This window comes from Flavobacterium foetidum, assembly GCF_004634245.1.
Lineage (GTDB): Bacteria > Bacteroidota > Bacteroidia > Flavobacteriales > Flavobacteriaceae > Flavobacterium > Flavobacterium foetidum.
The window spans coordinates 120,948-142,451 of sequence record NZ_SJTF01000001.1 but is presented as its reverse complement, the minus strand read 5'-3'; the positions used below and the strand labels follow the sequence as shown (position 1 = coordinate 142,451).

At 34.5% G+C, this 21,504-nt stretch carries 16 protein-coding genes; 3 read left to right on the top strand and 13 right to left on the bottom strand.

Annotated elements, in window-relative coordinates; all coding sequences use genetic code 11:
• Nucleotides 1-175: 175 nt before the first annotated feature.
• A complete protein-coding gene (locus E0W73_RS00570; protein WP_135220143.1) occupies nt 176-1,228 on the top strand; it encodes a PKD domain-containing protein in 1,053 nt (350 codons plus the stop codon).
• Nucleotides 1,229-1,233: 5 nt separating this feature from the next.
• Nucleotides 1,234-3,669, top strand: coding sequence for an AAA family ATPase (locus E0W73_RS00565; RefSeq protein WP_135220142.1), 2,436 nt, complete (start codon nt 1,234-1,236; stop codon nt 3,667-3,669).
• 70 nt (nt 3,670-3,739) lie between these two features.
• Here the strand turns inward: E0W73_RS00565 and E0W73_RS00560 are convergent, their stop codons facing one another.
• The 11 genes from E0W73_RS00560 to ychF all read right to left on the bottom strand — a co-directional run bounded on the left by E0W73_RS00560 (nt 3,740) and on the right by ychF (nt 16,799).
• Nucleotides 3,740-6,454, bottom strand: a complete 2,715-nt coding sequence (locus tag E0W73_RS00560) for a DNA gyrase/topoisomerase IV subunit A (protein WP_135220141.1) — start codon at nt 6,452-6,454, stop codon at nt 3,740-3,742.
• A 37-nt stretch (nt 6,455-6,491) separates the two neighbouring features.
• Nucleotides 6,492-7,115: a hypothetical protein gene (locus E0W73_RS00555; RefSeq protein ID WP_135220140.1), complete on the bottom strand. Its 624-nt coding sequence runs from the start codon at nt 7,113-7,115 to the stop codon at nt 6,492-6,494.
• 6 nt (nt 7,116-7,121) lie between these two features.
• Nucleotides 7,122-8,225: a PDDEXK nuclease domain-containing protein gene (locus E0W73_RS00550; RefSeq protein WP_135220139.1), complete on the bottom strand. Its 1,104-nt coding sequence runs from the start codon at nt 8,223-8,225 to the stop codon at nt 7,122-7,124.
• 18 nt (nt 8,226-8,243) lie between these two features.
• Nucleotides 8,244-10,112 (bottom strand): DNA topoisomerase IV subunit B, encoded by a 1,869-nt coding sequence (locus E0W73_RS00545; RefSeq protein ID WP_135220138.1) that lies wholly within the window; start codon nt 10,110-10,112, stop codon nt 8,244-8,246.
• A gap of 163 nt (nt 10,113-10,275) precedes the next feature.
• Nucleotides 10,276-11,451, bottom strand: a complete 1,176-nt coding sequence (gene pncB, locus E0W73_RS00540) for a nicotinate phosphoribosyltransferase (protein WP_135220137.1) — start codon at nt 11,449-11,451, stop codon at nt 10,276-10,278.
• Nucleotides 11,452-11,526: 75 nt separating this feature from the next.
• Entirely contained in the window at nt 11,527-12,507 is a 981-nt protein-coding gene (locus tag E0W73_RS00535; protein WP_135220136.1) for a transglutaminase domain-containing protein, read from the bottom strand.
• Complete coding sequence (locus E0W73_RS00530) at nt 12,508-13,032, bottom strand: NADPH-dependent FMN reductase (RefSeq protein ID WP_135220135.1); 525 nt, start codon at nt 13,030-13,032, stop codon at nt 12,508-12,510. It abuts the gene before it with no gap.
• Nucleotides 13,033-13,035: 3 nt separating this feature from the next.
• Nucleotides 13,036-13,977, bottom strand: coding sequence for a YihY/virulence factor BrkB family protein (locus E0W73_RS00525; protein WP_135220134.1), 942 nt, complete (start codon nt 13,975-13,977; stop codon nt 13,036-13,038).
• A gap of 90 nt (nt 13,978-14,067) precedes the next feature.
• Nucleotides 14,068-14,748, bottom strand: a complete 681-nt coding sequence (locus E0W73_RS00520; RefSeq protein ID WP_135220133.1) for a hypothetical protein — start codon at nt 14,746-14,748, stop codon at nt 14,068-14,070.
• A gap of 7 nt (nt 14,749-14,755) precedes the next feature.
• The gene (locus tag E0W73_RS00515; protein WP_135220132.1) at nt 14,756-15,433 is read right to left on the bottom strand and encodes a TIGR02117 family protein; all 678 of its coding nucleotides are present in this window, start codon (nt 15,431-15,433) and stop codon (nt 14,756-14,758) included.
• A 271-nt stretch (nt 15,434-15,704) separates the two neighbouring features.
• Nucleotides 15,705-16,799, bottom strand: coding sequence for a redox-regulated ATPase YchF (gene ychF, locus E0W73_RS00510; RefSeq protein WP_135220131.1), 1,095 nt, complete (start codon nt 16,797-16,799; stop codon nt 15,705-15,707).
• A 261-nt stretch (nt 16,800-17,060) separates the two neighbouring features.
• Between ychF and E0W73_RS00505 the strand changes: the two genes are divergently transcribed.
• The gene (locus E0W73_RS00505; RefSeq protein WP_135220130.1) at nt 17,061-19,694 is read left to right on the top strand and encodes a TonB-dependent receptor; all 2,634 of its coding nucleotides are present in this window, start codon (nt 17,061-17,063) and stop codon (nt 19,692-19,694) included.
• A gap of 70 nt (nt 19,695-19,764) precedes the next feature.
• Here the strand turns inward: E0W73_RS00505 and E0W73_RS00500 are convergent, their stop codons facing one another.
• Nucleotides 19,765-20,928, bottom strand: a complete 1,164-nt coding sequence (locus E0W73_RS00500; protein ID WP_135220129.1) for a hypothetical protein — start codon at nt 20,926-20,928, stop codon at nt 19,765-19,767.
• A gap of 170 nt (nt 20,929-21,098) precedes the next feature.
• On the bottom strand, nt 21,099-21,449 hold the full coding sequence (locus E0W73_RS00495; protein ID WP_135220128.1) for a 4Fe-4S dicluster domain-containing protein: 351 nt from the start codon (nt 21,447-21,449) through the stop codon (nt 21,099-21,101).
• Nucleotides 21,450-21,504: the final 55 nt, after the last annotated feature.

The window sequence follows — 21,504 nt, the reverse complement described above, 5'->3', positions numbered from 1 at the left end:
ATTATTTTTTAACTGGAAAATGAGATAGAAGTGGTATTTCTCATATTGAAATCAGCTATACTAAATAAGTATATATTTACAAATATAAAATAATATTTTAATTTTTTATAAGATTTTACATATAATATTAAAATAAATAACGCTATTTTTGTCATAGTTATATATACCAGCCACAATGAACATTAGAAGAATAGATACCCGAATTTTACTTTTTTTTAGTATTATTCTACTTATAGCAATTGTATCTTTTGCAATACAATTTTTTAGACATGTCGATTGCGATGATGTGAAGTACTATATATTATCTGATCATTCTCAAAGTGAGGAACCGATTGAATTTTATGACCGAACTCATAATGCGAAATCATGGAAATGGGATTTTGGAGACGGCTCAACTGCCGATGTTCGAAGACATACATTTCATACCTACAAAAATCCCGGAAAATACATCGTAACGCTTACAATAAATGGCGAATGTACTCATACGCGAGAGCTGATTTTAAAAGACAAATATCTTCTTGATAAATTAGGAACTCCACAAATCATTACTTCAAAAACTATTACGGTTGGCCAACCTACTTATTTCAGTTCAATCTCGCCAGAAGCTAAGACATGGGAATGGGGATTTGGCGAAGGAAGAGGCATTATAGAAAACTCCTCAAATCCTGTTTACACCTTTACTTCATCTGGAGAAAAAACAATTACGCTTGTTATAAATGGAGACTTTAGCCGTGTGGCAAAAAAAGTGATTTATGTACATCCGAAAGTAATTAAAAAAACAAATCCACTGGATGTGACTTCTTATGTCTATGAAAAAAATGCGGAATCTTTTTCTCTACCCAGAGGTTCTGTAAAAAAAGATCCGCTCGAAGATATGCTACAATATGTTCCTGTAGCTCCCAAAACCAAAACACAAAAAGATTCCATCGAAAACATCAAAAAAGCTCCAAAAATATCCGAAGACCAATTTGAAATCTTATTAAACAAAGTCGCTGAAGGCAGTAAAGTAAAAGACGATTTTACTGATTTTTTATGTGAAGACCTCGAAATTCCCGTGGTTAAAAACGATAAAGACTTATTGACATTTGCACAGCTTTGTTCTAGCATTAAAGGAAAAAAGATAAAAATAGAATCTATTCGTCTTAATAAGGATAAGACCACTAATTGTGTAAAGGGACTGTCTATTAATTATAAAGTGAAAAAATACATGATCTGGGTAAAAGATTAATTACTATGGAACAAGAAAATATCTTCAGTGCAGAATTGCTGACTGCTTTTGAAATTGCTAGAAAAATTGCTAAAGCCAATTTAAATAAATTTTATTCAGCCCCACATCTGCTAAAAGCCATACTAGCACGCGATTTGTCACTTTTAAAACGTCTTGAGCAAATGGGTAAAGATGTTTATTATCTTGATGAATGGGCAGAAGTGCGTATGGAAGAAGAACCAAAAACTACCAACGTTCTCGATGCAGAACCAAGTGACATTATTGATGATATTATCAAGGAAGCCGAATCTGTAAGGGTTACGCTAAATGAAGATGAAATAAGTCTCTATGCTATCATTATCGCTTTAAGCTCGCCTGGGGTGGCTTTTAGTTTTGATCAGATGAAATCTTATCCAATTTCCAGAAATGAGCTTCTGGATGAAAAAGAAACACATCCACAAACTGAAATCACTTCACAAAAAGAGCTAAAAAAAGGCTTTTTGAATAAATATTGCATTCATAGAAATATCGAAAAGAAGAAACGAGTTCTAGCAATTGCACGCGAAACGGAGTTAAATACAATCAAAGAAATTTTATGTCGTTTTTCTAAACCAAATGTCTTGCTAATTGGCGATCGCGGTATCGGAAAAACAATCCTAATCAATACTTTAATCCAAAATATCATTGATGACCAAGTTCCAGAAGTCCTAAATAAAACACAGCTTTTTGAACTCGATTTGTCTTCACTAATTTCAGGAGCGTCATACAAAGGAGAAATCGAAGATCGCCTAAAAAATTGTATTCAGGAATTAAAACAATATCCTAAAGCCATTTTAATTGTCGAGGAAATTCATTCATTATTGGATAAAAATGGCGGAGATTCAGGTGTTTCAAATGTTTTAAAGGATGAGCTGTCAAAAGGGTTAACTATTATCGCAACCTCAACAATTGATGAATATTCCAAAAAAATAGAGAAAGAACAAGGGCTTTCAGGAATGTTTGAAATTGTAAAACTGGAAGAATCTAATGACGAAGATTTGTTCCGAATGATTCGTGAATCAATCAAATCCTATCAAGAACATCATAAAATACAGATTGATGACGACACTATTTTAGAGTCAATTAGATTATCAAGACGATATTTAAAAGAGAAAAGCCTTCCCGAATCAGCTATTAGTTTAATTGACCATACTATGTCGGTCTTAAAAACTTCGGGAGAAACTTTTCTGAAAGAAAAAGAATCAATTCTTGAAAAATTTAACACTTTAAAAAATAACGACTTAGAACTATCAAAAGAGCAGTTAGTGAAAGAATGTAATTGGTTTTTAATAGATTTAACAAACAAAACATCATTTCTAATTGATGCTGAGGAGCAAAATGAAAAGAGAATATTTGATACATCAGAATCAATTATAGCCTATATTGAAAATTTAATAAATAAGACTGAAGAAAAAGCATTAGATAAACGATTTCATATTGAGCCGATAGATCTCTCGCTTATTATAGCTAAGAAAACAGGAATTCCTGTAGGAAAGCTTAAAAATGAGGAAATCGGAAAATTGAATAAAATTGAAGAAGTTTTAAACTTAAGAGTCATAGGACAAGATCATTGTATTGCAACTGTTTCGGGATCTATATTAGAATCAAGATCTGGATTAAGCAAAGCCGGACAGCCAATTGCGTCATTTTTCTTTCTCGGTCCGACTGGAACCGGAAAAACAGAACTAGCAAAATCTCTAGCCGACTTTCTTTTTCAGGATGAAAATGCTATCATTCGTTTTGATATGTCCGAATTTAAGGAAGAACATTCCGTAGCTTTATTGCTTGGTTCCCCCCCAGGATACGTGGGATATGACGCTGGTGGCGTATTAATAAACAAAATTAGACAAAAGCCTTATTCGATTGTTTTATTTGATGAAATAGAAAAAGCACATCCTTCTGTTTTTGATATTTTCCTCCAGATTATGGATGAAGGGAAACTACATGATCGCTTAGGAAAGGAAGGTGATTTCTCGAATGCAATCGTTCTTTTTACTTCGAATATTGGTGCAGATCATATTGTCAATACTTTTAATAATGGTGAAATTCCAACTCCAAGCTCATTAATGGAAATTATGGGAAATTACTTTAGGCCAGAATTTTTAGGACGTTTAACTGAAATCATACCCTTTGCACCTATCAGTAAAGAAAATGCATTAAAAATATTCGAAATACATCTTAAAAAAGAGTTTACAGATTTATTGAAAAACATCAATATCTCGGTCAATATTCCATCGGAAACTAAACTTTATCTTGTCGAAAATGGATTTAATGTCCAGTATGGAGCTAGACCAATAAAGAGCATTATAAGAAGCCTTTTGAGAAGACCATTAGCAAAAAAGATAATTTCTGGCGAAGTACAAAATGGAGATACGATTTCTGTTCTTATTGAAAATAATGAGGTCAAATGGATTAAAGAATAGACCTTTTCTAATTAAATTAAAGAAAAAAGCAAAAAAACGCTAAGAAATTAATCTTAGCGTTTTTCATTTTTTATTCTAAAACCAGACCTATCTGGCCGTCGTCGTCTAATTCTGTTTCTACTGAATCGTCTTCTGGAATTTCAGGTTTTTCAGGAACTTCTTCAACAGGCTCTTCATAAGGAAGCGGTTCTAATAAATTTACTTGTCTCAACTTATCAGTCGTCAATTGATTTCCTAAAGCTTTGAAACCTTTTACGGCTATAAAGTCTTCTACATCAATATGTAAATCCTCTTTTTGAACTCCTTTTACCTTCGCAAAAACCAATTGCGCTACCGGGCGATAATCTGTTGACACAATCTCTAACTGCGAATTTGGATGGTCTGTAATAAAACTTTCTTCTTTTCCTTCATTTTCCACAAGGAAGCGTTTCAAAAAGTAACGCTCTTTTTCACCATCGTAATAGATTGCAGAAATTGGTTTTTTAGGTTTCCATTTTTCCAAAACAATCATATCCTCATCAAAATGAGTCGATAATTCTGGAATGATTACTTTCAGTTTTCCAGATTGACTAATGACTAAGATTTTGTCTGTTGGTTTAAATTCTCCTAACAGTTCTCCTCTTGCATCAACATTTAAACGTTTTACGGTATCATCAAACCAAACTTTTCTCGGCAATAAAGTCGAAATTCCTTTTTCTTTTAATTCGATTTTCTTGATTGGATATTTGGTTACTAAATTTCCTTTAGAGCCACGTCCTTTAATGGCCAGCTTCGCAAAATCAATATCGAATTTAAGCTTCTTAATGGTTCCGACTTGGCGCAGTAAAACCGTTACGACCTCAGCTTCTCCATTTGGATTATGTGAAAAATAAACTACCTGAGAACCATTTGTTCCATTGGTTAAATCGTAAGCTTTATCACGTGTAACACCCGTAACGTTAAAACGTTTTATATAAGACGGCCCCGACTTACCATCACGATACATCATATTATAAATGGTACGCTTATCGTTTTTATCAAAAACGGCAGCATGTATAATATCTTTTCCTATAAAAGTTTTCGCATCGACTTTTGTAATCATCATTTTACCGTCTCGTAAAAACACGATAACATCATCAATATCAGAACAATCGCCAACATATTCGTCTTTCTTCAAACTTGTCCCTACGAAACCTTCTTCACGGTTTACGTATAGTTTTGTGTTTCTTAGAACCACTTTCGTAGCTTCAACATTATCAAATACACGAAGCTCCGTTTTTCGCTCACGACCTTTTCCGTATTTCTCTTTCAGTTTGGTAAAATAAGCAATAGCAAAATCGGTAAGATGCTCCAAATTGTATTCTACCTCTTTCATCTCTTCTTCTAATCTAGAGATTAATTCATCTGCTTTATCAGAATCGAAACGAGTGATACGAATCATCGGAATTTGAGTCAAACGCTGTAAATCGTCATCGTTGATTTCTCTCACGAATGATTTTTTGAAAGGCTCAAAACGGTCGTACAAATATTTGTAAAGTGATTCCCTATCTCCATACAATTTGAAGTCGATATACATTTCTTCACGAATGAAGATTTTCTCCAAAGTAGAGAAATGCCACTTATTTTTCAGCTCTTCTAATTGAATTTCGAGCTCTTGTTTAAGCAAATCAACTGTTCTTTCCGTTGAAATCTTCAACATTTGCGAAACACCAATAAATAGCGGCTTATTATCTTCAATTACACATCCCAAAGGTGCAATTGAAGTTTCACAAGCTGTAAATGCAAACAAAGCATCGATTGTTTTGTCTGGCGAAACTCCCGGGAAAAGATGAATTAAAATCTCAACATCGGCTGCTGTATTGTCTTCAATTTTCTTGATTTTGATTTTACCTTTTTCATTGGCTTTCAAAATACTGTCAATCAAACTCGAAGTATTGGTCGAAAACGGAATCTGCGTAATCACCAATGTATTTTTGTCTAATTGCGAAATCTTAGCACGCACACGCACACGTCCGCCACGCATTCCGTCGTTGTAATTTGAAACGTCGGCAATACCAGCCGTGGCAAAATCGGGATATAGCGTAAATGATTTTCCTTTTAAGATTTTAATCGAAGCGTCAATTAATTCGTTGAAGTTATGAGGCAGCACTTTTGTAGAAAGTCCAACCGCGATGCCTTCTGCTCCCTGTGCTAAAAGCAATGGGAATTTTACAGGAAGATTAATCGGTTCAGCTTTTCTACCGTCATATGATAGTCCCCATTCGGTGATTTTTGGAGAATACAAAACCTCCAAAGCAAATTTAGATAAACGTGCCTCGATATAACGGGGCGCTGCTGCACCGTCACCAGTTAAGATATTTCCCCAGTTTCCTTGACAGTCAATCAATAAATCTTTCTGACCGATTTGTACCATGGCATCACCAATACTCGCATCTCCGTGTGGGTGATACTGCATGGTATGACCAACTACATTGGCGACTTTGTTATAACGACCATCATCCAACTCTTTCAAAGAGTGCATAATACGACGCTGAACCGGTTTGAATCCGTCCTCGATAGCAGGAACCGCACGTTCCAGAATTACGTAGGAAGCATAATCCAGGAACCAGTCTTTGTACATTCCGGTTACTTTGGTAATAACGTCTTCGCCTTCTTCTTCCTGATTTTCGTAAAAATGTGCACCTTCAAAATGTTTTCCTTCACCCTCAATCACATCATCATCGCCATCCTGAATGTTATCCAGATTGTCATCTGAATTATTCTCGTCATCGTTTGGAATTATGTTATCGTCTTCTTCGTCTTTCATTTTTATGCTGAATTTATTTCAGTATTTTTCTATTTAATTATTTAGATTTTTGAATATTTTCAATGAAATCAATTTCTTCTTTTACCCTCTTCTCATCTCCACTTTCAATAAAAAGAGTAATCCCAAATTTCTTTAATAATTCCTGCATATCAGAATAACAATATTTTTGGAATCCATTTAAATTATCCGAGTTTCTTGAGCCTACACATTCTATACAAAATTCATCATAACCTATGATTCTATTTTTGCTGTCACGAAATAAAATCATATGTCTAGGTTTATAACATGCTGCAGAAAGTTCTTCGGGAACACAAGTATCACAAATCATTAAATTAAGAAGTTCTTTCTCTTGCATTTTATTTAAAATAACCCTCTCTTTTATTTTGGTACTATCAAAAGTTAATTTATAATTATCTACTAATACTTTGCGAAATGGCTGTTCATTTTTGTATTCTAAAGTATCCCACATTATTCTATCATAATAAGAAACCACCTCGATTTTAGAAAAATTATTTATTGGAAATTCTCTTTTATGAATTATTTTGCTAATCGATTTGACAATTGGAATACCTTCCTCTCCTACTGGTAAATTCTTTGTCTTTTTATTATGACAAGAAATTACAACCGAGACAATAATAATCAAAAAAAAGATTTTCTTCATATCGTTTTAATTATTTTCAAGCAACTCTTTTAAAGCTTCAACACTTGGCAAAACGGTTTTATATTTACTGGCAAAAATCTGTTCATTGTTTTCTGGTAATGTATATTTTACTACAGCTTCACTTTTATTTTGGCAAAGAACAATCCCGATAGTTTTATTTTCGTCTTCCAAGCGCATTTCTCTGTCATAATAGTTCACATACATTTGCATTTGGCTTAAATCCTGATGTTTTAATTCGCCAATTTTTAAATCAATAAGAACAAAACATCTTAATATTCTATTATAAAAAACCAAATCAATCCTGAAATGTTTATCATCAAAAGTAATTCTTTCCTGTCTTGCAACAAAAGTAAAACCATGACCCAACTCTAATAAAAATTGCTCCAGTTTATTAATAATTTCTTCCTCTAATTGAGATTCTGAATATTGATGCAATTCAGGCAATCCTAAAAATTCAAGTATATAAGGATCTTTAATAATGTCTTTTGGCTTTTCAATTATTTGTCCTTGCTCTGAAAGTTTTAAAATTCCTTCTTTATCTCTGCTTAACGCTAATCTTGTATAAAGTGCCGAATCATATTGACGTTTTAGTTCTCTAACACTCCAATTGTGTTTTTCAGATTCGATTTTATAGAAACGTCTTTCTTTCTCATCTTCAATTCGCATTAAAAAAATATAATGGCTAAAAGTCAATTTAAAAAATGAAGACAAAGTTTGATAATCCACTTTATCAAATTTCGCAGACACTGTCTGCGTTTTTTGAGATTTGAATTCCTCAGTCAGTGACTGAGGCTTTTGAATTTGTAAAATCCGAGACAGTGTCTCGGATTTTGAGAAAGTCAAAAAGAGCTTCCTCATATTACTTAAATTATCAACTGAAAAACCTTTACCAAACTCCTTTGTCAATTGCTGAGAAAGACTTTTTAAAAGCTGTTTACCATATCCCGCCCTATCATTACCATTTTGTTCTTCTTCAACAATTATTCTCCCTATTTCAAAATAGGTAATGGTCATAGTTGAATTTACGGTACGTAAAACCTGTTGTCGGGCATTTTGCAATAACTCGGCAACTTGCTGGAAAATGACTTTATTTTGAAGACCGTCTGACACTCTACTTTATTTTATCTCCTAAGCCTCTTCAAGCTCATCAATCTCCACCTTCAAATTCTTGATAATAAAATCTTGTCTGTCCGGCGTATTTTTCCCCATATAAAAAGACAACAACTGCTCAATCGAAGTATGTTTATCCATCATAACTGGATCAAGGCGAATTGTGTCTCCAATAAAGTTCTTGAATTCATCTGGCGAAATCTCTCCCAAACCTTTGAATCGGGTGATTTCTGGTTTTGGTTTTAGTTTTTCAATCGCGTCTTTCCTTTCTTCTTCAGAATAACAGTAAATCGTTTCTTTTTTGTTTCGAACCCTGAAAAGCGGTGTTTGCAGAATATACAAATGTCCTTCTTTGATTAATTCTGGAAAAAACTGCAAAAAGAACGTAATCAAAAGTAAACGAATGTGCATTCCGTCGACATCGGCATCGGTTGCGATTACGATGTTATTGTAACGTAATTTTTCCAGTCCGTCTTCGATATCTAATGCCGCTTGCAATAAATTGAATTCTTCGTTTTCATACACAATCTTTTTAGACATTCCGTATGAATTCAAAGGTTTACCACGCAAACTGAAAACTGCTTGTGTATTCACATCACGCGACTTGGTAATTGATCCAGAAGCCGAATCTCCCTCGGTAATAAAAAGGGTACTTTCTAAGTTTCTTGGGTTTTTGGTATCTGGAAGATGCGCACGACAATCTCTTAGTTTTTTATTGTGAAGATTGGCTTTTTTAGCACGATCTGTTGCCAGTTTTCTAATTCCTGATAATTCTTTTCTTTCGCGTTCTGCTTGAAGAATTTTACGCAATAAAGCTTCGGCTGTCGGCGGATTTTTATGCAGGTAATTGTCTAGCTTCGTTTTGATAAAATCGTTAACGAAAGTACGAACAGAAACCGCTGGTGTTCCGTCATCAGAACCCATATCGGTAGAACCTAATTTGGTTTTGGTCTGAGACTCAAAAACGGGTTCCATCACTTTAATACTAATCGCACTTACAATCGATTTTCGAACGTCAGAAGCATCAAAATTCTTATTGTAAAACTCACGAATTGTTTTTACAACCGCTTCACGATACGCAGCCAAGTGCGTTCCTCCCTGCGTTGTATTCTGACCGTTTACGAAAGAATGATATTCTTCGCTGTATTGGGTTTTACTATGCGTTAATGCTACCTCAATATCATTATCTTTCAAATGTATAATTGGGTATTCTAAATCTTCTGCATTAATCGTCTCTTCTAATAAGTCACGAAGTCCATTTTCTGAATAGTATTTTTCTCCGTTAAAAATAATCGTCAAACCATTGTTTAGATAACAGTAATTTTTAACCATTTTTACTACATATTCTAAACGGAATTTAAAATTTTTGAAAATCGTTTCGTCTGGCGTAAAAGTTACTTTTGTTCCTTTACGTTTTGTCGTTTCGATGATATCTTCTTCTGAAACCAAATTTCCTGCAGAGAATTCTGCCGCCTTTTGTTTTTCATCACGAACCGATTCTACACGGAAATAAGTCGAAAGCGCATTTACTGCTTTTGTTCCGACACCGTTCAAACCAACCGATTTCTGGAAAGCTTTTGTATCGTACTTTCCTCCTGTATTCATTTTCGAAACTACATCGACCACTTTCCCTAACGGAATACCACGTCCGTAGTCACGAACGGTTACCGTTTTTTCTTTGATACTTACCTCAATAGTTTTTCCAGAGCCCATTACGAACTCATCGATACAGTTATCTAAAACCTCTTTTAGAAGAATGTAAATACCGTCATCCGGAGCAGATCCGTCTCCAAGTTTTCCGATATACATTCCGGGACGCATACGGATATGTTCTTTCCAATCAAGCGAACGAATATTATCTTCGGTATATTGATTTTGCTCTAGCATATATGAATTTAGGATTTTTGGCTAATGTACCATTTCTTAACAAAAAATGAAAGTGTATTTTCCTTTTTGTTATGAATAATAACAGTTTAAAATCTATTTAACTTGATTTTAAAACAAAACGGTCTGTAAAATTATGAAAAACTGCTTTTTCAGCAAAAAAATACTATTTGATTCCGAGAACTTCTTTTGCCAGCGCAATCATCTTGGGGGTTCCCGTGTTTTTGTTTTTTTCGTCAGAAAGTTTTACAACGCCTTGCCAATGTATTGTATCGGGTTTTGTATCGGTCAATTTGATGACCATATTCATAGCAGGAAGTCCGACATCGTTAGTGAAATTTGTTCCTATTCCGAATGATATTTTTATTTTATCAGAACAAAAATCTGCAATCCTTTTTACTTTATCATAATTCAAGGAATCTGAAAAAACAATGGCCTTTGATTTTGGGTCAATTCCCATTTTTCTATAATGCACAATCACTTTTTCGGCAAACTCAATCGGGTCGCCGCTGTCATGGCGGACACCATCAAAAAGCTTTGAATATTTTTTATCGAACTGATTGAAAAAGATATCGGTTGTATAGGTATCGGTTAGAGCAATTCCGAGGTCTCCGCCATATACATTGGTCCAATTTTCAAGACCAATTGAATTTGCCATTTTAAAACCATATTGCGCAGCATGAAACATAAACCATTCATGAGCATGCGTCCCCAAAGGCCTTCTGTTATTGACCATTGCAAAATGCACATTGCTTGTTCCGATAAAACTATGTCCGCCGTAATTGCGCAACGTTTCATTCACCAATTCATGCACTTCGTAAGAATGACGGCGTCGGGTGCCAAATTCTAAAATTGAAACACCGAGTTTGTTATAACTATCGATTTTTTCTTTGGTAAGTTTTTTTACAGCTTCATCGTTTAGACGAATCAAATGATTGGACTTATAAAAAAGTTCCGAAATGAGAGCCATCAAAGGCACTTCCCATAAAATAGTTCTGTACCAAAATCCCTCAACTGTAACTTTTATTTCTGAGCCTTCTTGACTGATTTGAACTTCAGCTGGATCAAAACTATAACCTTGAAGAAAATCTAAATACGTAGGGTCGAGATAGTGACAATAATGCGCTAGATAATTCTTTTCTTCTTTTGTTAAACGAAGATTAGCCATTTCATCCACAGCTTTTCGAAGTAATGTTGCAAATCCGTGTGGAAAAATGTGTTTGCCACGATTTATGAATCCGTATCGAACTTTTGCTTTTGGAAAAAGTTTAATTACAGCATGCTGCATCGTAAATTTGTAGAAATCATTGTCTAAAATCGATTTCAAAAATGTGGTTTCCATGGCAAACAAATTCTAATCGTTCTTGCTAAGATACGGCTATTTCAGAAAAGATGAAAATTACCCTATCTCAATCGACTATTTTGAAACTATTTTAAAGGAAACAACACTATTACCATCTACAAAAACAGTGATATGATCGCCTATCGTGTTATCAATTAGCATCTGAAATTCTAAACCTCCTCTTTTCTCTTTTGGATTTTGAACCTTAACCGGTTGATTTCTTTTATTTAAGTAGAAAACTTGATTTGATTTTGATAAGTTTTTGATTTCAACTGTAATTTTATCTCCGTTTCTGGCTTCGATTATTCCAGAATCAGGCGACTTGATCTTATAGTCGTTTTCGATTGTTGTATTGTAAATCAAAGGACCATTTAGAAAATCTTCCTTGCTTAGTCTGTTTCCTAAAAAAGTTCCCGAATCCGGAAAATGTTTTGCAAAAAAATAATCAGGATCTGTATCAAAGTAAACAGGATTAAAATCATTCACCATTCTTCCTTTACTGCTGTCGTAATAACCTTGCCCCCAAGTTACATCGAGGAGACGCCATTTTTTATCAATCAGAACCATATTCCAGGCATGGTTGGATGAAGTGGTTTTGCGACCGATATCTCTAACTGAAATTTTAGAATCACCACGGATTATCTCGCATTTAATTCCCATCAAGGAAGCCAAATGTTGATACAAGGCAGTAAAACCTTCACAAACCGCTTTTTTAGATTTGAAAGCTTTCTGAATCAGGTTGTCATTTAATTGTTTAATTTTTCGCTGTTTTTCTGCTTCAGAAGAATAACTGAAACCTTGCGATTTTGGCGGATTCAGATAGGCATTATAATCATATCTGATATTAAAAGCTATCCAACTGTATATAGCTCGTGCTCGATCAGCGTCGGAGTCAAAGTCTTTTTCGATTCTGTCGGCTAATTTCTCCGTGCTATCAAAACTTTTAGGGTATTTCGCAACTATTTTATCTATTTCGCTAACCTTTTGAGCAAAACTAAGATTGATAAAAAAAATATTTAGTAAGAGAAAAATAAGGGCAAACTTTTTTTGTGGCATTTAAAAACTTGATTTAATAATGTTTTTCAGTTCATTGTCTAACTCAACGTTAGAAATCTTATTTTCCTGTAAATCAAAATTCGAGCCAAAAGCTGGCAATGAGAAACTTGCTTTAATTTCTGCCCCATAACGAGGAAACAGATTTTGAGCAATTCCTAAAACAGATGACCCACCTCTGCCTCCTGGAGAAGTTGCCATCAACAACATAGGTTTATGCTGAAAAACATCCTTTTCTATTCTTGAACTCCAATCGAAAACATTTTTGAAAGCAACCGAATAATTTCCGTTGTTTTCTGCCATTGAAACCACCAAAAGATCAGCTGCTTTAAGTTTGTTTAGAAATGCCTGCGCCAATTCATGCTGACCAATTTCCTTTTCATGGTCTACACTAAACAAAGGCATTGCAAAATCATTTAAATCTAAAACCTCGACTTCTGCATTTTGAAATAAACTTGCTGCGTAAGCTGCTAAACGTTTATTGATAGACTGTTTGCTGTTACTTCCTCCAAAGGCTACTATTTTCATATCTTATTTGTTTGATTGTTGTTCTGTATTTGGGGTGTCAATTTCGTAAATATCTTTTGCTATTTCTACTGAATATTCGTTAGGATAGATTTTCCCTCCGTATGATTTCGCATATACTTTAGTAAATTCTGCTCCAAAATACAGAATAATTGCCGAATAATAAACCCATACCAAAATAATTATCACAGACCCCGCCGCGCCGTAAACGGAAGCTACAGTCGAACTGCCTAAATAAAAACCTATTGCAAATTTACCTACCATAAAAAGAACTGCTGTAACGCTAGACCCAATAATAGCATCTTTCCATCGTATTTTTCCGTCGGGCAATGTCCTGAAAATTATGGTAAACAAAAGTGTAATACTCGCCAATACGATTACAATATTGACCACATAAAACAGATAAACAGTGCTTTCTGGAAAGTAAATTTTTAAACGAGCACTGACCATATCTAAAATGGTATTGATGAAAAGGCTGACAATCATTAAAAATCCAACAGAAGCAATCATGGAGAATGACATTAACCTATTCTGAATAAATTTCTTGACTCCTTTATCTGGCTTAGCACGCAATCCCCAAATAAAATTGATAGAGCTCTGAATTTCCGCAAAAACCCCTGAAGCTCCAATAAGCAGCATTACCACTCCAAATACGGTAGCAAAAACATTATTTCCAGACAATTCTACATTTTTTATTGCTTCCTGAATTTGTGTTGCTGCACCATTACCAACCAAACCATTAATTTGTCCGTACAACTGTCCGGTAACGGCTTCTTCTCCAAAGAAAAAACCACAAACTGTAATGATGATAATTAATAAAGGAGGCAATGCAAATATGGTGTAATAAGACAAAGCAGCACTTAGCTTTATGGCATTGTCATCATTAAATTCTAGAAAAGTATTCTTAAGCAGAAACCATGTTTTTGAAAAAATATTTTTGATTCTCATTTGCTGATTTTTTGAGTTACACTCAAATTTAAGCATTATTAGAAAATCGGTAATTCTTGGTTTTTAACGGGATTTTATATTTTTTCCATGTTATTTAGACACTTTTTTATATTCTAGATCGTATCCTAAATCTTTAATTTCAAATATCTTTCTAAATTCACTTCTGGATGGTTTTATTAAGTAAGAAATAGAATCGAGCTTTGTCCCTTTTACTTTTGTCACAGAATCCAGCTTTTTCAAATCTTTAATATCGTGTAGGTTTTTAAATCTCAGCATGTTTTTTTCAATAGACACAAACTGAACCTTCCAAAATATGGAATCTTTTCTACTCAAAATTAATTGCCCAGCAATACGTTTTGCTTTTTGATAAAGTGAAAATCTAAACAAAGTATCTATACGTTTTTGAAGCAATTCTATCGAATCGCCTTTCGATAAAATATTATATTTACCTTTCGTATCCTTCATTATTAATTTATCCCCAACGATATCATATTCTTCCCTTAACGAATCAAGTGCAAGTTTATGGATTTTGAATTTATAAAAGTATTCTTCTAGAATTCTATTTTCTTCAATTCTAATAAAAGTTGAATCATTATTTACATATAGTCCTCTGAATTTACTAGGAAAGCTATTTAATTCCGAATCTTTATCTGGTTGTGGATTTTGAAAATAAAAATTCGCACATCCATAAACACATTCTAAAGGCGCATCTGCTTTCTTACAGGAAACTATTAATAGTATTGCGGAAATAATTAAAGCTGTCTTTTTCATGATAAGGCTATTTATAATGACAAAAAATGCCTTTATCATAAACTGTCCATAAACTTGCTTTTTGGTTCGCTGCTTTAAGAGCATTGTTTGCCCAAGTATTGCAAGTATAAAATAAGCTGTAACTTCCTTTGGCTTCGTAAAAAGCATCTTTCATTCCATAGCTATGTCCTTCAATCCATTGTGGATGAACAGAGTCGCTAAAACTATTAGAAATATAATTGACCAAATTCTGATAATTTTCTTTTGAAACTAAAATACGTTTGCAGTCATCACCTTCTTTTAACTGTTTAAAAAATGTAGTATGCATCGCAGAGGAGCTGACTCCAAAAGCCGCTTTTAAGGCCGTGCTTGTTTTTAAATCTGACCATTCTGGAGTATCCAGATAAAAACCTTTGTCTCCCCAGCCAAAAGCGATATAATTCATCAAAGAATCTTTTGACTTTGTTTGACTGAACTGGATTTCATTTCGCCAGTCTTTTATTTCATTTTTAATGGGAACTACAATATCGGTATGAACTCCGTTAGAAAGAATGTAAATCGGAACTGCGTTTTGTTCTTCGACTTTAGCGACATCTGAATTTACTGTAATTTTTGAAATAATAAGAACTGCCGTAACATATAAAGCAAGAAAACTAAAGATTCCGAAAAGTGTCCAGCCGATAATTTTGAATGATTTTTTTAGCATTTTAATTGGTTGATTTTAGATTAGTAATTGGTTATTTTTTCTGTAACCAATTTTTGAGCCAAAAATTTTCGAATTGCAAATCGGGACACGGATTTTACTGATTCGCTTTCGCGAAAGCGCGGATTTGAACGGACTTTTATTCTATTTTGTACAAAAACTATAACGCACACCAATATGAATATTAACTTTTCGGAAAAAAAAAACTGCTGAATCCCTCCAGCAGTTTATCTATTCTCTCTATTCTATTTTCTATATTCTAAAAAAAAAAAAATTAAACATTGAAACGGAAATGCATCACATCACCATCTTTAACAACATATTCTTTTCCTTCCACTCTGAATTTTCCAGCTTCCTTGGCTTTTGCTTCAGAACCGTATTGAACGTAATCATCGTATGAAATTACTTCTGCACGAATAAATCCTTTTTCGAAATCAGTGTGGATAACTCCAGCCGCTTGCGGTGCTGTAGCTCCAATTGGAATAGTCCAAGCACGGACTTCTTTTACACCAGCAGTAAAGTAAGTCTGCTGTTTTAATAATTTGTAAGCTGCACGAATTAAAACTGACGCTCCTGGTTCCTCTAACCCCATATCTTCAAGAAAAACCTGACGCTCTTCGTAGCTTTCCAACTCTGTAATATCAGCCTCTGCTCCTACTGAAAGCACGATAACTTCAGCATCTTCATCTTTTACTAATTCACGAACTTGGTCTACATATTTATTTCCGTTTACTGCAGAACTTTCGTCAACATTACAAACGTATAAAACTGGTTTTGCTGTAATCAACTGGAAACTTTCTAGCAAAACTTCTTCGTCATTATTTTGAGGAACAATTGTTCTTGCAGATTTTGCTTGCAAAAGCGCTTCTCTAATTCTGTTTAATAAAGCCTCTTCTGTCTGAGCTTCTTTATTTCCTGTTTTTGCAGCACGTTTTACTTTTTCTAAACGCTTTTCGATTGTTTCTAAATCTTTCAGCTGCAATTCGATATCGATAGTTTCTTTGTCACGAATCGGATTTACGTTTCCGTCAACGTGTACAATATTATCATTGTCAAAACAACGTAAAACGTGAATAATAGCATTACACTCTCTAATGTTTCCTAAGAACTGGTTTCCAAGACCTTCTCCTTTACTTGCTCCTTTTACCAAACCTGCGATATCTACAATATCTACAGTTGCCATTTGAACGCGCTCTGGTTTTACTAGCTCTTCTAGTTTATTGATTCTTGGATCTGGAACGTTTACAACACCAATATTGGGTTCGATTGTACAAAACGGAAAGTTTGCACTCTGCGCTTTTGCATTAGATAAACAATTAAATAATGTTGATTTTCCAACATTTGGCAATCCTACAATTCCTGCTTTCATCTGTTTGTTTCTATTTATTTTCTGTTGAGCCTCTGATTGTTAGACTCTTTATGTATAAATCTATTTCTGCCAAAATGATATTTTTTGGCTTTAAAATTTTGCAAATATAAGATTTAATCCCTCTTAAGCGAAGTAAAAATGACGATTAATATAAATTACAGTAAAATCTTAAAAATTTTTAAACTTTTCGTTACGTTTTTGTTAAAAAAGATTACTTTTAGTACCGTAACAAACCAAACAACAAACAAAAATCCTTAAACCATGAAAAAGATTGCATTATTTTTATTGTTTCTCAATTCAGCTTTTCTTTTTGCCCAAAAAGAAATAACAGGAGTCGTCACCGATAAGTCGGGCGCTCCATTGCCGGGTGTCAATATTTTAGAAAAAGGGACCAATAACGGGGTTTCTACCAGTTTTGAAGGAAGTTATTCTATTAAAGTCAAAGAAGGCGCTATTCTGGTATTCAGCTATGTTGGTTTTGGAACCTTAGAAAAAGCAACAAACTCTTCTAAAATTGATGTTATCTTAGACGAAAACGGCGGTCAGATTTTAAGCGACGTCGTGGTTGTAGGTTCAAGAAATGCTAAAAGAACTGTAGTAAACTCCGCCGTTCCTATTGACGTAATCAATGTAAAAGATGTAACCACACAAAGCGGTAAAATCGAAATCAACCAATTACTGCAATACGTTGCTCCTTCCTTTAATGCAAACAAGCAATCTGGCTCTGACGGTGCCGACCACGTTGATCCCGCTTCGTTGCGAGGTATGGGACCCGACCAGACTTTGGTTTTGATTAACGGAAAAAGAAGACATCAATCTTCTTTAATAAACTTATTCGGAACACGAGGAAGAGGAAATACGGGTACAGATTTAAATGCTATTCCGGCCGCTTCTATCAAAAGAATTGAAATCCTGCGTGATGGCGCTTCTGCTCAGTATGGGTCAGATGCAATTGCTGGCGTAATCAATATCGTTACAAATGATAATGTTGACGAGCTTACGGGCTCTATTACCTATGGTGCCTTTAATGCAAATGCAAAAGGTGATTTCTTGCCAGGAACTCCAAATACTAAAGGTTATCGTTTGGATCAGCACGGAAATGGAAATTCGTACGGAAAAAACCAAGATTTTGATGGTGGTTCTGTGAGAGTAGCCGCCAATTATGGAACTGGAATTGGATCAAAAGGCGGTTATGTAAATATTACTGGAGAATTTCTGAGCAAAAACAAAACACTTAGGCCGAGTTACGATTTTAGAAAAGGCTTTGGTGATGCCGAAATGAAAGGCGTAAATTTATTTGCCAATCTTGCCATTCCGATTGCCGATAAAACTGAATTTTATGCTTTTGGAGGAAGCAATTTTAGAGATACTGACGCTTATGCCTTTACTCGAAATGATGGCGAAAGGGTTGTAGAATCTGTATATCCCGGAGGATATACTCCTAGAATCACTTCAAAAATCAACGACAATTCTGTTGCTGCCGGAATACGAACAGAATCATCTGGAGGATGGAAATTTGATTTCAGCAACACTTTCGGGAAAAATAAATTTCAATATGATATTAAAGGAACCATCAATGCTTCGCTTGAGGAGAATTCTCCTCTTGAATTTGATGCCGGAGGGCATAGCTTACTACAAAACACCACCAATTTTGATGTTTCAAAAAATTATGACAGTGTTCTAAACGGTCTAAATATCGCATTTGGAACTGAATTTAGAATTGAGCAATTTGAAATTTTTGCGGGCGAAGAGGGTTCGTACACAACTTACGACACCAACGGACAGCCAATTACAGACCCCACAACACAAAGCGCACCAATTGATCCGGTTACAGGAGAGCCAAGACCAGGAAGTTCGCAAGGTTTTCCAGGCTACAGTCCGGCAAACGAAGTCAATAAAGACCGTACAAACTTCTCATTGTATGCTGATGCGGAACTCGATATTACCGATGCCTTAATGGTCAGCGGAGCGGTACGTTTTGAAAACTATAGTGATTTTGGAAGCACCGTTAACGGAAAATTAGCCTCAAGACTTAAGCTTTCAGACCATATTAACTTGAGAGGTTCTGTAAGTACAGGTTTTAGAGCTCCTTCTTTGGCACAGATATATTATAACCTGCGCTTTACCAATTTTAATGCAAGCGGCGCAACAGAAGTTTTACTGGCTCCCAACGATAGCCCTGTTACTCGCGCATTTGGAATCGAGAAACTGAATGAGGAAAAAGCCGTGAATGCTTCTTTGGGACTAACAGCTTCTTTTGGCGATTTTACTGCAACTATTGACGGCTATTATATTAATGTAAAAGACAGAATTGTACTAACGGGTTATTTTGACGCATCGTCATTGAATCTTGGCGTTTCTGAAGCGCAGTTTTTTGCCAATGGTGTTGATACCAGCACACATGGCCTTGATTTGGTTCTTTCATGGAAAAAGAAGTTTGGCGAATCGCAATTTGGTGCGACTTTGGTCGGAAACATCAATGATATGAAAATTGATCGCGTAAAAAATGGAAACTTAGACGAAGACACCTTTTTTGGAAAACGAGAGAGAGCTTTTTTATTGGCTTCGGCACCTGACAATAAATTTGGGCTAAATTTGAATTACAACAGAAAGAAGTTTGATGCGGGATTAGCTTTTACACGTTTCAGTAAAGTTGTTTTGGTCGATTATGCTGATGAAGATGATGTTTACAATCCGAGACTCGTAACCGATGTGACTCTAGGATATCAGTTTACCAAAAGTCTAAAGTTAAGCATTGGAAGCAACAACTTGTTTAATGTCTATCCAACCAAACAAGACGAACAAGGAAACACAGAAGCCGGAGGATACTGGGATGCTGTTCAGATGGGGTTCAGCGGCGCTTATTACTATGCAAGACTTGGATTTAATTTTTAAACTATAATTTTAACTAGCAAAAAAATCCTGAGCAGAAACTCAGGATTTTTTAAATTTAGGTATAATTTGTTTACATCTTAAATTCTAAAGAAGCAATAATCGCTTTTTCTTCTTCGGTTGCCGTAAATCCTGAAAGATCCCAATAATTAGTGAGAATTTTGTTCTTTTTATTAAAAAGCGATTTTTCCTTAAAAACATCGCTATCGCTATAGGTAAAGTTCTGTTTCGTAAATTCTGTGGTCACAAAACTGTTTCGAACCTGAATATTCTTTTTCGGTTTGTCTTTCGCAATCAAATCATAAGCAACTTCTTCATTAGAACTTAAAAAATAATAATCGTTTCCGTCCCATCGATAGGCTACTTTTACATATGATTTGGTAAGATTTTTGTCTCCATTACCGGTCTTTTCCTCAACTTTATCAAGATTTAGCGGAGTTACGGTAATTTCGAATTCTATAATTAACTTTTTTTCGGGATCGTAGACAATCTCAAAATTATCGATTGCTTCTTTTGCTTTGTCTAGAGGAGTAACAGACATCACATAATAATCCTTGTTTTTGGAATGTCCTTTTATACTAAAGTCATATTCTTTTTTTGATTTTGAATCTAGCAACGGATCAAAATATTTGAAGTTCGAATAGTTCTCCATAATATTATTCAGATTATAGCCTCTTAAATCAGGACTTACATCTGCTTCTAATAATCCATAAGATCTATTTTGCTCAACAAGTAAAGTGGTTGCATTATTATTTTTATCAAACTGAAAATTCACTAAACCATCATTATAATAGGAATACTGATTATTCATCATAAAAAACTCTCTTACATAGACTTTCTGTCTGTGCGAAATGCTAATTTTTTTTGTAGAATTGTTTACCAATTTCTGAAGTATCTTATCTTGAGATTCTTTAGACAACACAACTTCGTCTAGTTTATTATTTTTACTTTTTAAGTAAATAACAAATTTTTGATCTCCGTTTAAAGAGGTCCATCGTACGGTTATATCTTCATAATTAGTTTCAGAAACCTGAACATTCGAGCCGCCAGTCAGCATAAAAGTAACTTTCCCTTCTTCGTTACTCAATAAAATCTGCTGGGTTTTCATTATAATAACCGTGGCATTTTGTATGGGTTCGAGTGTCTCAATATCTTTTACAATTATAGAATATTCCTGATTTTGTGCGGAAATGTTAACGTTATATAATACGACAAATAAAAGTATCAATTTCTTCATAAGCGTTATTAAATTTTCAACTAAAGTATTAATTTTTTAACAATTAAGCAACAGCCAAAAAATAAAACATTCGTTATCAAGAAACTAACTTTTAAAAATACCTGATATCAGGGACAAAAAAAACCTGAGTTTTAGCTCAGGTTTTTATAGAAAAATATTTTTTATTCAGATTATTCTCCGTGTAAGAAAGACTGTCTGTTTAGTAAGGTTTCCTCATCTTCTACATGATTGTCATCTGGCACACAACAATCAACAGGACATACAGCAGCGCATTGAGGCTCATCATGAAAACCTTTGCACTCTGTACATTTGCCAGGTACGATATAATAGATTTCATCAGAAATAGGAGTTTGTGCTTCTTCAGCATCAACCTCAGTTCCGTCAGGTAAAACTATAGTTCCAGAAAGACTTGTTCCGTCTTTGTATCTCCAGTCATCTGCTCCTTCATAAATTGCTGTATTTGGGCATTCTGGTTCGCAAGCCCCGCAATTAATACATTCGTCAGTTATAATTATTGCCATCTTTTTCTTCGTTTCTTAGTTTAAAGTTACAAGTTTAAAGTTTAAAATACCAAAG

Excerpts from the sequence above, each read along its gene's own strand:
- E0W73_RS00530 (WP_135220135.1), bottom strand. The coding sequence starts at position 13,032 with ATGAAAATAGTAGCCTTTGGAGGAAGTAACAGCAAACAGTCTATCAAT.
- E0W73_RS00500 (WP_135220129.1), bottom strand. The coding sequence starts at position 20,928 with ATGAAGAAATTGATACTTTTATTTGTCGTATTATATAACGTTAACATT.
- pncB (WP_135220137.1), bottom strand. The coding sequence starts at position 11,451 with ATGGAAACCACATTTTTGAAATCGATTTTAGACAATGATTTCTACAAA.
- E0W73_RS00570 (WP_135220143.1), top strand. The coding sequence starts at position 176 with ATGAACATTAGAAGAATAGATACCCGAATTTTACTTTTTTTTAGTATT.
- E0W73_RS00515 (WP_135220132.1), bottom strand. The coding sequence starts at position 15,433 with ATGCTAAAAAAATCATTCAAAATTATCGGCTGGACACTTTTCGGAATC.
- E0W73_RS00560 (WP_135220141.1), bottom strand. The coding sequence starts at position 6,454 with ATGAAAGACGAAGAAGACGATAACATAATTCCAAACGATGACGAGAAT.
- E0W73_RS00565 (WP_135220142.1), top strand. The coding sequence starts at position 1,234 with ATGGAACAAGAAAATATCTTCAGTGCAGAATTGCTGACTGCTTTTGAA.
- E0W73_RS00520 (WP_135220133.1), bottom strand. The coding sequence starts at position 14,748 with ATGAAAAAGACAGCTTTAATTATTTCCGCAATACTATTAATAGTTTCC.
- E0W73_RS00525 (WP_135220134.1), bottom strand. The coding sequence starts at position 13,977 with ATGAGAATCAAAAATATTTTTTCAAAAACATGGTTTCTGCTTAAGAAT.
- E0W73_RS00505 (WP_135220130.1), top strand. The coding sequence starts at position 17,061 with ATGAAAAAGATTGCATTATTTTTATTGTTTCTCAATTCAGCTTTTCTT.
- E0W73_RS00555 (WP_135220140.1), bottom strand. The coding sequence starts at position 7,115 with ATGAAGAAAATCTTTTTTTTGATTATTATTGTCTCGGTTGTAATTTCT.
- E0W73_RS00535 (WP_135220136.1), bottom strand. The coding sequence starts at position 12,507 with ATGCCACAAAAAAAGTTTGCCCTTATTTTTCTCTTACTAAATATTTTT.
- ychF (WP_135220131.1), bottom strand. The coding sequence starts at position 16,799 with ATGAAAGCAGGAATTGTAGGATTGCCAAATGTTGGAAAATCAACATTA.
- E0W73_RS00545 (WP_135220138.1), bottom strand. The coding sequence starts at position 10,112 with ATGCTAGAGCAAAATCAATATACCGAAGATAATATTCGTTCGCTTGAT.
- E0W73_RS00495 (WP_135220128.1), bottom strand. The coding sequence starts at position 21,449 with ATGGCAATAATTATAACTGACGAATGTATTAATTGCGGGGCTTGCGAA.